Origin of the sequence: Paraburkholderia sp. CI3, assembly GCF_050436505.1 — a bacterium.
Lineage (GTDB): Bacteria > Pseudomonadota > Gammaproteobacteria > Burkholderiales > Burkholderiaceae > Paraburkholderia > Paraburkholderia tuberum.
Genome location: NZ_JBNDMI010000002.1, coordinates 794,493 through 809,575, shown reverse-complemented (window position 1 = coordinate 809,575; position 15,083 = coordinate 794,493). Strand labels below are relative to the sequence as shown.

The window sequence follows — 15,083 nt, the reverse complement described above, 5'->3', positions numbered from 1 at the left end:
GAAATTCGCGCGGGTCCGATGCCCGGCCATCAAGCCTTGGCGTTGATGCCGTCTTGCGCGTTGTCCTCGCCGCCCCGTTCAAGCGTGCCGCGATATGCGCGCGACTCCATCTCGGCCAGCCGGCTCAGCGTACGCGACAGATCATGCGCGCCTTCGAGACCGATCAACGCGGTCTCGATCGGCTGATCGGAGGCGATGAAGAGCGCACGCTTGCGGTCGTAGAAGATGTCGATCAGCCAGACGAGGCGCTGCAGCGTATGCGGCTGCCTCAGCGCTTCCGTATGCAGACGATCGACGATCAAGCCTTGCCATTGCTCGGCGAGATCGAGGTAGTCGAGGTGCGAGCGGCTTGCGACGCACAACTGCTCGAAGTCCGCCCACAGCAGCGCGCGGCCGGCTGCCCGCGCTTCGAGCGGCCGGCCCGCCGCGCTCAGCCTGACCGGCTCGATCGCAGCGTCGCGTTCATGGCTCGTGAAGATATCGCGCAACGCGGCCTCGCTCGATGCGTCGAGCGGCGCGAAAAAGCGCGGCACCTCGGCCGCTTCGCCGCTGAAGCGGTAATCGCGCACGCCGTCGAAATGGATCACCGTGAAGCCGCGTTTGATCTGCGCGATGGTCGGCAGAAAGCGCTCGTGAAACTCGGGGTCGGGCAACAGATCGTCCGGTGCGTAGTTCGACGTCAGCACGATACGCGTGCCCAGGTTGATCGCGGTGTCGAGAAAGCGGCCCATCAGGAACGCGTCGGCGATATCGTGCACATGGAATTCGTCGAAGCACAGCAGCTCGACACCGTCGAGCCATTGCCGCGACACGTCGCCGAGCCGGTCGTCGCCGCGCGGCGCGTGCACGAGCCGGCGGTTCATCTCGCGCAGGAACTCGTGGAAATGCAGGCGCCGTTTGCGGCATGGCGCAAGCTCGAACAGCGTATCGACGACGAGGCTCTTACCGCGGCCCGGCAGTCCGTGACAGTAGACGCCTTGCGGCCCGAACGCGGCGGTGGACCATGCCTGCCGCGCGCGCTGCTGCGCGCCGACCAACCCGACGAGCGCGCCGATGGCCTCGCGCTGCCGTGCATCGGCAGAGATGCCGCGCGCGGTCAGTGCGCGCGCGATGCGGGTTTCGTCAAGCATGGGCAAGAGCGTCCATGCCTGATGACGCGAACGACGCGAATGATGCGACTTGCGCGAATGACGCAGTGTGGGCCGCCGCGAAAACGGCGAGGACGTGTGTGAGCATGAGATAACGGCCGACGTGATGGCCTGCGGCGAAGCAGACCCAATGAGCGCGTGCACGGAGCGCGCGCCATTTTACCAGCCACGTTCTGCGTCGAACGTTGGCGCGCACACGCGTCGTCGAGCCGCTACCGCGTCATTTGTCGTGATGCCCCGGCAGCACGGCACCGAGCACCTGCTTCGCCGTTTCGACCACCACGTTGCCCTGATCGGGGTCGCCCTTCATCAACGTCTCGACGAACGCCTTTGCCTGCGCGAGCGTGACGTGCGGCGGCAGCGGCGGCACGTTCGGATCGGCCTTCACCTCGATCACGACCGGACGATTCGACGCGAGCGCGTCGTCCCAGGCGGTGGCCATCTGATCGGGATTGTCGACATAGATGCCCTTCAGACCGATCATCTCCGCGAAGCGGTGATACGGCACGGACGGAATGCTCTGCGAGGCCTCGAACTTCGGATCGCCCTCCATCACGCGCTGCTCCCATGTGACCTGATTCAGGTCGCCATTGTTGAGCACCATGCAGATCCAGCGCGGATCGCTCCAGCCTTGCCAGTACTTCGCGACCGTGATCAGCTCGGCCATGTTGTTCATCTGCATCGCGCCGTCACCGACGAGCGCAATCACGGGCCGCTCGGGGTACGCGAACTTCGCCGCGATCGCATAGGGCACGGCCGCGCCCATCGACGCGAGCCCGCCCGACAGCGAGCACATCATGCCGCGCTGCACTTGCAGATCGCGTGCGTACCAGTTCGCGACCGAGCCCGAATCGCTGGTGACGATCGCGTTCGAGGGTATGCGCTTCGACAGCTCCCATATCGAGAGCTGCGGATTCAGGCCATCTTTCGCGGGTTCGTGCGCGCGTTTCTCCAGCGTCTTCCACCAGTCGGACACCCAGCCTTCGATGCGCTCGCGCCACAGCCGATCCTTCTTTTGCTCGAGTAGCGGCAGCAGCGCGCGCAGCGTCTCGGCGCTATCGCCGACGAGGTTCACTTCCATCGGATAACGCAGGCTCAGCATGTCGGCCTTGATGTCGATCTGCACGCCGCGCGCGTCGCCTTCCTTCGGCAGAAATTCCGAGTAGGGGAAGCCCGAGCCGATCATCAGCAACGTATCGCAATGGGTCATCATGTCGTAGCTCGGCTTCGTGCCGAGCAGGCCGATCGAACCGGTCACCCACGGCAGATCGTCGGGCAGCGCGGCCTTGCCGAGCAGCGCCTTGGCGACGCCGGCGCCGAGCTTCTCGGCGATCGCGATCACTTCGTCGGTCGCGTGCAGCGCGCCCGCGCCGACCAGGATAGCGACCTTGCGGCCCGCGTTCAGCACGTCGGCGGCCTGGCGCAATTGCTCGTCGCTCGGCACGACGCGCGGGCGCGCGTAACCGATGCCCGAATGCAGCGTGCCATGCTTGCGCCCCGGCGGCTCGTAGGAAATGTCCTGCAGATCGTTCGGCAGTATCAGCGCCGTGACCGCGCGCTCGGCGAGCGCGATGCGCACTGCGCGATCGACCAGATGACGGACCTGCGCGGGCATCGTCGCAAAGCCGACGAACGAGCCGGCCACGTCCTTGAACATCGCGGGCAGATCGAGCTCCTGCTGATAGTGTCCGCCGATCGCCGCGCGCGCCTGCTGACCGGTAATCGCCAGCACCGGCATGTGATCCATGCGCGCGTCGTACAGCCCCGTCAGCAGATGCGATGCGCCCGGCCCCGAGGTGGCGATGCACACGCCCAACTCGCCGGTGAATTTCGCATGCGCGGAGGCCATGAACGCGGCCATTTCTTCGTGACGGACCTGAATGAATTCGATCGGCCCCGGCTGATCCGTGCTTTTGTGGCGTTTCTTCGCTTCGCTCTGCGCGCGGTTCAACGCGCCGAACACGCCGTTGATGCCGTCGCCCGGATAGCCGTAGATTCGTCGCACACCCCATGCGTGCAGCCGCCCGATGATGAAATCGCCGACGGTTTCAGCCATGATCCTCGCTCCTCGATAGCCAGTCGATGCCGCCGCGCGAAATGGGCGGCCGTCGTCGGTATCGGCGAGCAAGGCTTGTTCCTTGCGAATGGCTTGCTACCCGGTCTTGATCCTCGGCTGCGGCGCGTCGAGCGGTTCGTGGCCGAAGCGCTCGTATTGCGATATCACCTGCGCGCCGAACAGCAGCAGTGTCGCGAGCCATTCGAAGCTGAGCAGGATCACGATCGCCATCGTCAACGAGCCATAGACGACGCTGACCTGCGACAGCGTGGCGAAATACCAGACCAGCACGTGCCGCGTGATCTCCCACAACCCGCCGGCCACCACGCCGCCGATCAGCGCGTGTTTGAGCGACGGCCGTCCCACCGGCATCACCAGATAAACCGAGGTCAGCACGAAGATTTCGCCGGCGAGCCCGAACAGATACAGCATCACTCGCGAGAAGCCCTGCAACGATACGTGCAGGCCGAACAGTCTGAGTCCTTCGGCGCCGATCGTGTCGAGCGCGCTCGACACGAACGTGACGATCAGCAGGCCCACGCCGAGAAACAGGATGTAGCAGTACGGCAGCAGCGCCGAGATCAGGAAGTGGCGCCGCTTCACGACGACCCGATGCACGAAGATCAGCGACATCGCGTTTTCGAGCACGGTGAACGCGAGCGAGCTGAAGAAGATCATCGTCAGCAGCAGCACCCAGCCGATTACCGCGCGATGCAGCAGGAAGTTCGACAGCTCACGCACGAGCGCGGCCGATTGTCCGGGCACGAGCCAGCGCAGCAGATGCGCAAGCGCGTCGAGCACCAGCTGCTGCGGCACCACGCGCGACAACACGATGACGATCAGGATCAGCAGCGGCACGATGGACAGCAGCGCGTAGTACGCGACCGCGCCCGCGAGCAGCAGCCCCTGGTTCGCGCGAAACGCTTTCAGCGTTTGCAGCAGGAAGCGCCAGGGATGTCTGGCGATATACAGCGCTTGCTGGTCGAGCAGGATCGGCATGAGGCCTCGCGGTGCGCGCCGGGCACTGCCGGATGGCAGCCGCTCTCGACACGCCTGTGTGCTTTATATACCGTAAGCAGAAACGGGGCCATCAATGGCGCGGCATATAGTTTGCTTGGCCGCGTTCGCAAGATCGCGTTCCCTTGCCGAGGACAGCCGATGGATCAGCCGCCGCGTCAGACCGACACCGCGCCGCAAGCCAACGATCTGGTGATCGCGCGGCCGGAGGGACTGTATTGCCCGCCCGGCGATTTTTACATCGATCCGTGGCGGCCGGTCGAACGCGCGGTGATCACACATGCGCATTCCGACCACGCGCGTTTCGGTCATCAGCGCTACCTGGCCACGCGCGCGGGCGCGAGCGTGCTGCTGTCGCGGCTGCCCGGCATCGCGCTGCACACGCTCGACTATGGCGAGCCGTTGACAATCGGCGCGGCGAGCGTGTCGCTGCATCCGGCCGGGCACGTGCTCGGCTCGGCGCAGGTGCGCATCGAACACGCGGGCCGCGTGTGGGTCGCATCGGGCGACTACAAGCTCGAAGCCGATCCGACCTGCGCCGCGTTCGAACCGGTGCGCTGCGATACGTTCATCACCGAATCGACGTTCGGTCTGCCGATCTATCGCTGGGATACGCCGCAAAGCGTGTTCGATTCGATCGATTCATGGTGGCGTCACAACGCCGCCGAAGGGCGCGCGTCGGTGCTGTTCTGCTATTCATTCGGCAAGGCGCAACGCGTGCTCGCGAGTGTCGATGCGGCGATCGGGCCGATCTTCTGCCACGGCGCGCTCGGGCCGCTCAATCGCGCGTATCGCGACGCGGGCGTGCGTCTGCCGGCGGTCGGTCTGGTCGGCGAGATTGCCGCGAAAGACAAGGGCGTATTCAAACAGGCGCTGATCGTCGCGCCGCCGTCCGCGCAGAACAGCGCGTGGCTCAAGCGCTTCGGCGACTATAGCGATGCGTTCGCGTCGGGCTGGATGCGCCTGCGCGGCGCGCGTCGCCGGCGCGGCGTCGATCGTGGCTTCGTGCTGTCGGATCACGCGGACTGGCCGGGTTTGCAAACGGCGATACGCGAGAGCGGCGCCTCCCGCGTGATCGTCACGCATGGCTCGATCGAACCGATGGTGCGCTGGCTCAACGAGCAGGGCCTGCACGCCAGCGCGTTCGAAACGCAATACGGCGACGATACCGTCGAAGCCGATGCGGCCGGCGCCGACCAGGCGCCGGCGGCGAGCGAATCATGACGGGCACCGTATGAAACGCTTCGCGGCTCTCTACACCGCGCTCGATGCGACCACGTCGACGCACGACAAGCTCGCGGCGCTGACCAGTTATTTCTCGGTGGCCGACCCCGAAGACGCGGCATGGGCGTCGTATTTCCTCGCGGGCGGCAAGCCGCGTCAACTCGTGCCGACGCGTTTGCTGACCGAAATCGCGCGCGAGCGCGCCGGCTTGCCCGAGTGGCTGTTCGAGGAGTCGTATCACGCGGTGGGCGATCTGGCCGAGACCATCGCGCATATCCTGCCGCCGGCGTCGCGCAACTCCGAGCTGGGTCTCACGCAATGGATCGAGCAACGCATGCTGCCGCTGCGCGGCCTGCCGCCCGACGAGTTGCGCAGGCGTCTGCTCAGCTACTGGGACGAACTCGACTGGGGCGGTCGTTTCCTGCTGACCAAGCTGATCGGCGGCGGCTTTCGTGTCGGCGTCGCGCGGCAACTGGTGGTGCGTGCGCTCGCCGAAGTGGCCGGCGTCGATCACAAGCGGATCGCGCAACGAATGGTCGGCTGGACCGATTCGCAACAGAAGCCCGATGCGGCGCGCTATCTGCGTCTGATCGCGCCGCAGACCGACGACGATACGCAAGCGCACGCGCCTGAACACGATAGCGACCTCGGCCTGCCGTATCCGTTCTTTCTCGCGCATCCCTTGCAGACCGATCCGGCCACGCTCGGCGATCCCGCGCACTGGCTGATCGAGTGGAAGTGGGACGGCATACGCGCGCAACTCGTCAAACGCGGCGGCCGCGTGTGGTTGTGGTCGCGCGGCGAGGATCTGATTACCGATCGTTTTCCCGAAGTCGCGGCATTGGGCGAGGCATTACCCGATGGCTACGTGATCGATGGCGAGATTCTCGCGTGGGAGCCGGGCGCGGCAGCGCCATTGCCGTTCGCGCGGCTGCAACCGCGCATCGCGCGCAAGACGCTGACGCGCAGGATACTCGCGGATTCGCCCGCCGCGCTGCTCGCATACGATCTGCTCGAAGCAAACGGACGGGACCAGCGCATGAACCCGCTCGCTGAACGGCGCGCACGCCTCGATGCGCTGGCCAGCTCCGTCGATGGCACGCTCGCGCGTGGTCTGCTGCGCATATCGCCGCTCGTCCTTGCAGCGGACTGGACCGCGCTCGCGGCGTTGCGCGACGAGAGTCGCGCGCGCGGCGTCGAAGGTTTGATGCTCAAGGAGCGCGAGTCGATGTACGGCGTCGGTCGTACCAAGGCGTCGGGCACGTGGTGGAAATGGAAGATCGAGCCTTATGCGGTGGACGCTGTACTTGTTTACGCGCAGCGCGGTCACGGCCGTCGCGCGAGTCTTTACACGGACTACACGTTCGCGGTGTGGGACGAGGCCGACGGCGTGCGCACGTTGGTGCCGTTCGCGAAGGCCTATTCAGGGCTCACGGATGAAGAGATGCGTCGGGTCGATGCGATCGTGCGCAAGACCACCGTCGATAAATTCGGCCCCGTGCGCAGCGTGACGCCAACGCTCGTGTTCGAGATCGGCTTCGAAGGGATACAGGCGAGCTCGCGTCACAAGTCCGGCGTGGCCGTGCGTTTTCCGCGCATGCTGCGCTGGCGCACGGACAAACACATCGACGACGCCGATACGCTCGCGATGCTGAAAGGGTTCATCGATAATCGTGCGGGATAACCCGCAGAGCACAAACCCCTAACATGTCGAGCATTTTTTTATCGGCATCGTCGCTTATTCTTTGTTAAGACCGCGTCATCGATTCGCGCCATCAGCGCGCAAGCGGCATGCATTGCGTGGCCCCCCAATCCGTTGAAATTGCGGATAACCTGCGACGCCCCGGAACGAGGCGGATAGCACAAAGACAGAGCGTCAATCGATGTTGCGCAGCGCGCACATCGTAGGCGCCGTCATTCAAACGCCGTGATGAATGGGCACGCTGAATCCCGCATTCCAGCTGATTGAAACGCTGGAATGCGCGACGAGGCGTGCTGGCCGCGGCATCGTCCGATGCGAAGCGGGAATAACAAAAAGCTGATCGTAGTCCGGCAAAAGCAATGGGATCGAATCTTGCACGTGTGGCGCGGATGCCCTTCAGGGCGAATGTAAAAGGGCGAGAAATAATGACAGTGTTCAACGACAACGTGGACAGCAGCGACGACGTGCTCGTATGGCGGCCGATCCGCTATGCGATGGCCGCGCATCGTCGTGTGCTGGTAGTCGACGATTACCGGGAAGCGGCCGATGCGCTGCAAATGCTATTGATGGCCGACGGCTTCGAATGCCGCGCGCTCGACGATCCGTTTGCCGTGTGCGAGACCGCGCGCGAATGGCAGCCGTTCGCGGTGGTGCTCGACATCAAGATGCCTGGACTCGACGGGCTCGAACTCGCGCGGCAGCTGCGCGCGCATCCGCAGACTTCACACATGCTGCTGGTCGCGTGTACCGCGTTTGCGTCGCGCGACGATCGCGCGCTCGCGAAGGCCGCCGGCTTCGACGCGCACTGCGCTAAACCGTTGACACCCGAGCGTCTGCTGCGCGTGCTCGAATCAGCGGCGGCGTTGCATGCGGCGGAGCCATCATCTGAATCACGTTGTTAGCGAAAACTTACTGACAGTTCTGTTATTTCTGCACGGTCGTCGCCAGAAAATCGCACTCGTCGCTCTGCGAATCTGTTTGTCATCAATCTGCCATCTATCTGCCATCTGTCCGGCGCGCAGCAGTTTCCTCTCGCTATTGCACGCAGGCCCACTCGTTGCTGAAAGTCCGATGACGTGAGGAGGAAATCCAATGGCTACCCCCGATGCTGAAACCGCCCGGGCCGACGCACCCGCGTCGCATGCATTGACGTTCGAGATCAACGGCGAGACGCGGCGCTTCGACGTCGAAGCGTGGACCTCGCTGCTCGATCTGCTGCGCGAGCATGCGCACCTGAGCGGCACCAAGAAGGGCTGCGATCACGGCCAATGCGGCGCTTGTACGGCGATCGTCAATGGCCAGCGGATCAATACCTGCCTCGCGCTCGCGGTCGTGTACGACGGCGCATCGATCACGACGATCGAAGGTCTCGCGAACGGCGACACGTTGCATCCGCTGCAGCAGGCGTTCATCGATCACGACGCGTTCCAGTGCGGCTACTGTACGCCCGGACAAATCTGCTCGGCGCACGCGATGCTCGAAGAAGGACATGCGCGCTGCGCGGACGATGTGCGCGAGCAGATGAGCGGCAATCTGTGCCGCTGCGGCGCGTATCCGAACATCGTCGCGGCGATTCTCGACGCTGCGCATTTCGGTGACGATGACGCAAGGCAAGACAGTGCGGTCGCGAATAAATCTGGAGCGCGGCCATGAACCGCTTCTCGTACACGCGCGCCGATGCGGTGCAGGATGCGCTCGAACGGCATCGTTCGGACAGGGGCGCCGCGTTCCTCGCGGGCGGCACGAATCTCGTCGACCTGCTGCGCGAAGACGTGGCGCGGCCGGCTTTGCTCGTCGACATCAACCGTTTGCCGCTCAGGCAGATCGAAGCGTCGGCGCAAGGCGGCCTGAAGATCGGCGCGCTCGTAACCAATAGCGCGCTCGCGTATGACGATACCGTCGCGACACGCTACCCGCTGCTCGCGAAGGCGATCCTGGCGGGCGCTTCGCCGCAGATTCGCAACGTCGCGACGGTCGGCGGCAATCTGCTGCAACGTACGCGCTGCTACTACTTCTACGACATTGGCACGCCGTGCAACAAGCGCGAACCCGGCAGCGGCTGTCCGGCGCTGCACGGCGTGAACCGCATTCACGCGATCCTCGGTGCGAGCGAGCACTGCATCGCCGTGCATCCGTCCGATATGTGCGTCGCGTTGGCGGCGCTCGGCGCCACCGTGCATCTGATCGGCAACGACGGCGCACGCACGCTGCCGTTCGCGGATTTTCACCGGCTGCCCGGCGATACGCCGCAGATCGACACCAACCTGCGCGACGACGAACTCGTGACCGCGATCGAACTGCCGCCGCAAGGCTTTGCCGCGCATCACGCGTACGTGAAGGTGCGCGACCGCGCATCGTATGCGTTCGCGCTGGTGTCGGCCGCGGTCGGCGTCGAACTCGATGACGAGGCGCGGATCGTCGACGCGCGTTGCGCGCTCGGCGGGGTCGCGCACAAGCCGTGGCGCGATCCCGCCGCCGAAGCCGCACTGCGCGGCGCGACGCTGAACGCGCGAACGTTGCGCGATTTCGCGGCGACGCTGCTGCGCGGTGCGCGCGCTCAGCGCGACAACGCGTTCAAGATCGAACTCGCGGCGCGCGTGATCGTGCGCGCCTTCGGCGAGGCCACACAACGTTCGTTCGAGGAGGCCGCGCGATGAACCGTGCCGATACCTTGCCTTGGGCAGGCAGCCCGAAGCCTGCCACCGGCGTGCCGCATTCGCGTGTGGACGGGCCCGTCAAAGTGACCGGCGCCGCGCAATATGCCGCCGAGTTCTGCGTCGAAGGGCTCGTGTATGGCGTCGTCGTGTCGGGCACGATCGCGACAGGCAAGATCGTGTCGATCGATACCTCGGCCGCCGAGGCGCTGTCCGGCGTGCTGCTCGTGCTCACGCATCGCAAGCGCCCGGCGCTGCCGTCGGACGTCGACGCGTTCAAGGACATGGTCGCGCCCGGCGGCACGCCATTGAGGCCGCTGTGGGACGAGCGCGTGTGGTACAGCGGGCAGCCGGTTGCGCTGGTGGTCGCGCAATCGCTGGAACTGGCGCGCTACGCGGCGTCGCTGGTGCAGGTGCGTTACGAGGCCGGCTCGCACCAGACCGATATCGAAGCAGCGTTGACGAGCGCCGTGCCGCCGTCGGCCGAGAAGGGCGGCTTCGATCCGCCTCCGCCCGAGCGTGGCGACCCACGCAAGGCCTTGGCCGATGCAAAGGCGCGCGTGGACGCGTTCTACACGACACCACCGGAGTATCACAATCCGATGGAAATGCACGGATGCACCGTGGTGCCCGATGCGCAAGGACGCTTGACCGTCTATGAAAAGACTCAGGGCGTCGTCAATACGAAGGGCTATCTGACGCGTGTGTTCGGTTTGAAAGACGACGAAGTGCAGGTGGTGTCGCCGTTCGTCGGCGGCGCGTTCGGCTCTGGCTTGAGGCCGCAATATCATCTGGCGCTCGCGGTAATGGCCGCGCGCGAACTGAAGAAACCCGTGCGCGTCGCGCTGACCCGGCAGCAGATGTTCACCTTCGCGCATCGTCCGCAAACGGTGCAGCGCGTCGCGCTCGGCGCGTCGGCGGATGGCCGCCTGCAGGCGGTGATCCACGAGGCGGTGTCGGAAACCTCGCGCTACGAGGACTACTGCGACGTGGTGGTCAACTGGGCGGGGCAGCTGTATCGATGCGACAACGTGTCGATGGGCTACAGGGTCGCGAAGCTCGACGTGCCGACACCGGCCGACATGCGCGCGCCCGGCGCGACACAAGGGCTCTTTGCGCTCGAAGTCGCGATGGACGAACTGGCCGAGGCATTGCGGATGGACCCGCTCGAATTGAGGCTCGTCAACTATGCGGAGCGCGACGCGAACAGGAATCTGCCGTTTTCGAGCAAGGCGCTGCGCGACTGCTATCGGGAAGGCGCGGCCCGCTTCGGCTGGGCGGGGCGGCCGCTCGAGGCGCGCGCACGCCGCGACGGCAACGAGTTGATCGGCTGGGGCATGGCGACCGGTGTGTGGGACGCGATGCAGAACGAAGCGGCCGCACGCGCGGTGTTGACGCCCGATGGCCGCGTCAGCGTGTCGAGTTCGACCGCCGATATCGGCACCGGAACCTACACCGCGATGACGCAGATCGCCGCCGACGCGCTCGGCGTGCCGCTCGGCGACGTCAGCTTCGAACTCGGCGACACCCGGCTGCCGAAGGCGCCGATCGAGGGCGGATCGTGGACGGTGTCGTCGGTGGGCAGCGCAGTCGATGCCGCGTGTACGCGCCTGCACAACCGTCTGGTTGAACTGGCGCGCGAACATGGTGGGGCACGGTTCGCGTCGGCGACTCGCGAACACGTGCGGCGCGAGCGCAACCGGCTCGTGTGCGGCCCACACGAGGACGACTCGATCGCGATTGCGACGCTGTTGCAGCGCGCCGGGCTGGACGAACTCGAAGAGCAGGCCAGCGTGAAGCCGCACGAAAAACAGCAGGCGTATTCGATGGGCACGCATTCGGCGGTGTTCGCCGAAGTGCGCGTCGACGAAGCGCTCGGCACTGTGCGGGTGACGCGCGTGGTCAGCGCGGTCGCGGCGGGACGCATCGTCAATCCGAAGACGGCGGGCAATCAGGTCGCGGGCGGCGTCGTGTGGGGCATCAGCATGGCGCTGCACGAGCACGGCCAGTTCGATCACGCGCTAGGACGCCAGATGAATCACAACCTCGCCGAATATCACATGCCGGTGAATGCCGACATTCACGAGATCGACGTGCTGTTCGTCGACGAGCGCGATGACATCGTCAATCCGCTCGGCGTCAAAGGTGTCGGCGAAATCGGCGTGGTGGGCGTGGCCGCGGCAGTGTGCAACGCGATCTGGCATGCGACCGGCAAACGCATCCGCGATTTGCCCATTACGCCCGACAAGCTGCTCGGCTGACTACGCCCCTGAACGCCTGTGCATGGATGGCCCGTTGCCGCGTCGATCGATTCGACGCGGCAACGCCGCGCTCAATTCGCGTACTTGAACTCCGGCAACGCCTCGAGCGATTTCTTCGTCGCCTCGGGCAGCACGACGCGCCGGTTGTCGATCTGCAGATCGTTGAACGGCACGGCGACCAGATGCTTGCCCATGCCGAGAAAGCCGCCGACCGACAGGATCGCATACGTGGTGCGCTCGGCGCCCGGCGACACGATCAGATCATCGAGCGTGCCGATGTTGTCCTTGTTGCGGTTGTACACGTCCGCGCCCGACAGCTTCGACGCGCGATAGCCGCTCGCGAGCTGCACGACGTCCGTGCGTTTTTCGGTGATCGCCTGCGGCGCGCCTTGCGCGAACGCGCTGCCGCACGTGCCCAACGCGGAAATCAGCGTAATGGCGGCGAGAAGCGATGCGGAAGCGGCCAGCGGTGTGATCTGCGTGTTGCGCATCATCTGTGTTCCTCCCGGTTTGGTGTCGTGGCGTATCGACGGCGCGCAATGCGTGCGCCTTGCCGGTATGCTGCAAATCTCATGCCGCGACTTTGAGCTGAGGGAAAGCGAGGCGGATCAGGCCCATAAGTTGCTACACGCACCGGCGCGCTGCTTGCGCGCGGTGCCATGTCCGGCGCGCGGGCCTCGAATGCCTACACTGGAACAATGAGCAGCAAAGAACACGTGGAAAGGCAGTTGAAAAAAACACATGCATGACCCTGAGATACCAACCTCCTTGCAGCCACTGAGAACACCTATGTCATCCCCAGCCAGCTACTCGACGCGCATTGCCGAAGGCACGCCTTTTCCGCTCGGCGCGACATGGAACGGCAGTGGCGTCAACTTCGCGTTGTTCTCCGCGCACGCAACCAAAGTCGAACTGTGTCTGTTCGATGAAACTGGCCAACACGAACTCGAACGGATCGAGCTGCCCGAATACACCGACGAGGTATGGCATGTGTTCGTACCGAATCTGAAACCGGGTGCCGTCTATGGATATCGCGTGCATGGTCCCTACGAGCCCGAAAACGGGCATCGCTTCAATCCGAACAAGCTGCTGCTCGATCCATATGCGAAGGCGCACATCGGCGAGCTTATATGGGCGCCGGAAATCTTCGGCTATACGCTCGGCTCGGAAGAGCTCGACCTGTCATTCGATGAACGCGACAGCGCGCCTTTCGTGCCGAAGTGCAAGGTGGTTGACGCGAATTTTTCGTGGAGCCATCCCGAGCGCAACGCGCTGCCGTGGGAGCGCGTGATTCTCTACGAGACGCACGTGCGCGGCTACACGAAACGTCACCCGCGGGTGCCTGAGCGATTGCGCGGCACGTTCGCGGGTCTGGCGCAGCAGCCGGTGCTCGACCATATCCGCAGCCTTGGCGTGACCTCGGTCGAGCTGATGCCGATCCAGACTTTCGTCAACGACAGCCATCTGCTCGACAAGGGTCTCACGAACTACTGGGGTTACAACACGATCGGCTTCTTCGCGGCCGATCCGCGCTTTTTCGCGTCATCGACCGAGTCGGTCGGCGAATTCAAGGAGATGGTCGACCGCTTTCACCAGGCCGATCTCGAAGTGATACTCGACGTCGTGTACAACCACACGGCCGAAGGCAACGAACGCGGCCCGACGGTCTCGTTCAAGGGCATCGACAACGCGTCGTACTACCGGCTGATGCCCGACGAGCCGCGCTACTACATCAACGACACCGGCACCGGCAATACGCTGAACCTCTCGCATCCGCGTGTGCTGCAGATGGTGACCGACAGCCTGCGCTACTGGGTCACCGAAATGAAAGTGGACGGCTTCCGCTTCGATCTCGCGACGATCCTCGGCCGCGAAGATCACGGTTTCGACGAGGGCGGCGGCTTTCTCGACAGCTGCCGCCAGGACCCGGTGCTCTCCAGCATCCGGTTGATCGCCGAGCCTTGGGATTGCGGCCCCGGCGGCTATCAGGTGGGCGGTTTTCCGCCGGGCTGGGCCGAATGGAACGATCGCTTCCGCGACACCGCGCGGGCGTACTGGAAGGGCGACGAGGGCACCGCCGCCGATCTCGCGACGCGCGTCACCGCGTCGGGCGACAAGTTCAATCATCGCGGCCGGCGGCCGTGGGCGAGCGTGAACTTCATCGCCGCGCACGACGGCTTCACGCTGAACGATCTGGTCTCGTACAACGACAAGCACAACGAGGCAAACGGCGAGGACAACCGCGACGGCCATTCGGACAACAAGTCGTGGAACATGGGCGTCGAAGGACCGACCGACGACGCCGACATCCGCCAGCAACGCGAGCGCCAGAAGCGCAATCTGCTCGCGACGCTGCTGCTGTCGCAGGGCACGCCGATGATCCTCGCCGGCGACGAATTCGGCCGCACGCAGCAGGGCAACAACAACGCGTATTGCCAGGACAACGAGATCAGCTGGGTCGATTGGGATGCGATCGACGACGACGGCCGCGCGCTGACCGAGTTCGTGCGCAATCTGACCACGTTGCGCCACCGTTTGCCGGTGCTGAGGCGCGGCCGTTTTCTGACTGGCGAATACAACGAGACGCTCGACGTGACCGACACGCGCTGGCTATCGCCGGACGGCACCGACATCACGGGCGAGCAGTGGGCCGATCCGGCGATGCGCTGCTTCGGCCTCGTGATCGACGGCCGTGCGCAGGCGAGCGGCATTCGCCGTCTCGCGTCCGACGCGACCTTGCTGCTGGTGCTGAACGCGTATCACGACGTCGTCAACTTCACGCTGCCCGACATTCCCGAGGGCGATTTTTGGACCTGCCTCGTCGACACCAACATGCCGGTGCGCGCCGAGCTGCCGCAATTCAGCGCGGGCGATGCCTACCAGGTGACCGGCCGCTCGCTGCTGCTGTTCGCGCTCGAAGCGCCGAGCCGCGCGACGCAGCGCGTGTTCGACCGCCTCGAAGAGCAGTTGACTTCCGACGAAGGCGACTCCGCGCCAGGCTAGTGCAGGCTGGCGAGCGAC

At 65.0% G+C, this 15,083-nt stretch carries 11 protein-coding genes; 7 read left to right on the top strand and 4 right to left on the bottom strand.

Annotated features, from left to right (window positions below):
* Positions 1-29 precede the first annotated feature (29 nt).
* From zapE to OKW29_RS06555, 3 genes are all read right to left on the bottom strand, one after another.
* Complete coding sequence (gene zapE, locus OKW29_RS06565; protein ID WP_429290408.1) at positions 30-1,130, bottom strand: cell division protein ZapE; 1,101 nt, start codon at positions 1,128-1,130, stop codon at positions 30-32.
* A gap of 238 nt (positions 1,131-1,368) precedes the next feature.
* Positions 1,369-3,204 carry a thiamine pyrophosphate-requiring protein gene (locus tag OKW29_RS06560; RefSeq protein WP_429290407.1) on the bottom strand — a complete coding sequence of 612 codons (1,836 nt, stop codon included), beginning with the start codon at positions 3,202-3,204 and terminating at the stop codon, positions 1,369-1,371.
* Positions 3,205-3,300: 96 nt separating this feature from the next.
* Positions 3,301-4,203 (bottom strand): YihY/virulence factor BrkB family protein, encoded by a 903-nt coding sequence (locus OKW29_RS06555; RefSeq protein WP_429290406.1) that lies wholly within the window; start codon positions 4,201-4,203, stop codon positions 3,301-3,303.
* A gap of 159 nt (positions 4,204-4,362) precedes the next feature.
* Here OKW29_RS06555 and OKW29_RS06550 point away from each other — a divergent pair, with 159 nt between their 5' ends.
* The 6 genes from OKW29_RS06550 (at position 4,363) to OKW29_RS06525 (ending at position 12,062) form a co-directional block, all read left to right on the top strand.
* Entirely contained in the window at positions 4,363-5,445 is a 1,083-nt protein-coding gene (locus OKW29_RS06550; protein WP_429290405.1) for a ligase-associated DNA damage response exonuclease, read from the top strand.
* 10 nt (positions 5,446-5,455) lie between these two features.
* Positions 5,456-7,129, top strand: a complete 1,674-nt coding sequence (locus OKW29_RS06545; RefSeq protein ID WP_429290404.1) for an ATP-dependent DNA ligase — start codon at positions 5,456-5,458, stop codon at positions 7,127-7,129.
* Between the two features lie 443 nt (positions 7,130-7,572).
* A complete protein-coding gene (locus tag OKW29_RS06540; RefSeq protein ID WP_429290403.1) occupies positions 7,573-8,049 on the top strand; it encodes a response regulator in 477 nt (158 codons plus the stop codon).
* Between the two features lie 190 nt (positions 8,050-8,239).
* Positions 8,240-8,800, top strand: a complete 561-nt coding sequence (locus OKW29_RS06535) for a (2Fe-2S)-binding protein (protein WP_090809927.1) — start codon at positions 8,240-8,242, stop codon at positions 8,798-8,800.
* A complete protein-coding gene (locus OKW29_RS06530) occupies positions 8,797-9,804 on the top strand; it encodes an FAD binding domain-containing protein (protein WP_429290402.1) in 1,008 nt (335 codons plus the stop codon). The genes OKW29_RS06535 and OKW29_RS06530 overlap by 4 nt, the downstream gene beginning before the upstream one ends.
* Positions 9,801-12,062, top strand: a complete 2,262-nt coding sequence (locus tag OKW29_RS06525; protein ID WP_429290401.1) for a xanthine dehydrogenase family protein molybdopterin-binding subunit — start codon at positions 9,801-9,803, stop codon at positions 12,060-12,062. Before OKW29_RS06530 ends, OKW29_RS06525 begins: the two co-directional genes overlap by 4 nt.
* 71 nt (positions 12,063-12,133) lie before the next feature.
* Here OKW29_RS06525 and OKW29_RS06520 read toward each other — a convergent pair whose 3' ends face one another.
* The gene (locus tag OKW29_RS06520; RefSeq protein WP_429290400.1) at positions 12,134-12,556 is read right to left on the bottom strand and encodes a PRC-barrel domain-containing protein; all 423 of its coding nucleotides are present in this window, start codon (positions 12,554-12,556) and stop codon (positions 12,134-12,136) included.
* A 295-nt stretch (positions 12,557-12,851) separates the two neighbouring features.
* Here OKW29_RS06520 and glgX point away from each other — a divergent pair, with 295 nt between their 5' ends.
* On the top strand, positions 12,852-15,065 hold the full coding sequence (gene glgX, locus OKW29_RS06515; RefSeq protein ID WP_187628050.1) for a glycogen debranching protein GlgX: 2,214 nt from the start codon (positions 12,852-12,854) through the stop codon (positions 15,063-15,065).
* Positions 15,066-15,083 lie beyond the last annotated feature (18 nt).

What these genes read in the sequence shown, in the direction of transcription:
- zapE (WP_429290408.1), bottom strand. Translation starts at nt 1,130, where the DNA reads ATGCTTGACGAAACCCGCATCGCGCGCGCACTGACCGCGCGCGGCATC.
- OKW29_RS06560 (WP_429290407.1), bottom strand. Translation starts at nt 3,204, where the DNA reads ATGGCTGAAACCGTCGGCGATTTCATCATCGGGCGGCTGCACGCATGG.
- OKW29_RS06555 (WP_429290406.1), bottom strand. Translation starts at nt 4,203, where the DNA reads ATGCCGATCCTGCTCGACCAGCAAGCGCTGTATATCGCCAGACATCCC.
- OKW29_RS06550 (WP_429290405.1), top strand. Translation starts at nt 4,363, where the DNA reads ATGGATCAGCCGCCGCGTCAGACCGACACCGCGCCGCAAGCCAACGAT.
- OKW29_RS06545 (WP_429290404.1), top strand. Translation starts at nt 5,456, where the DNA reads ATGAAACGCTTCGCGGCTCTCTACACCGCGCTCGATGCGACCACGTCG.
- OKW29_RS06540 (WP_429290403.1), top strand. Translation starts at nt 7,573, where the DNA reads ATGACAGTGTTCAACGACAACGTGGACAGCAGCGACGACGTGCTCGTA.
- OKW29_RS06535 (WP_090809927.1), top strand. Translation starts at nt 8,240, where the DNA reads ATGGCTACCCCCGATGCTGAAACCGCCCGGGCCGACGCACCCGCGTCG.
- OKW29_RS06530 (WP_429290402.1), top strand. Translation starts at nt 8,797, where the DNA reads ATGAACCGCTTCTCGTACACGCGCGCCGATGCGGTGCAGGATGCGCTC.
- OKW29_RS06525 (WP_429290401.1), top strand. Translation starts at nt 9,801, where the DNA reads ATGAACCGTGCCGATACCTTGCCTTGGGCAGGCAGCCCGAAGCCTGCC.
- OKW29_RS06520 (WP_429290400.1), bottom strand. Translation starts at nt 12,556, where the DNA reads ATGATGCGCAACACGCAGATCACACCGCTGGCCGCTTCCGCATCGCTT.
- glgX (WP_187628050.1), top strand. Translation starts at nt 12,852, where the DNA reads ATGTCATCCCCAGCCAGCTACTCGACGCGCATTGCCGAAGGCACGCCT.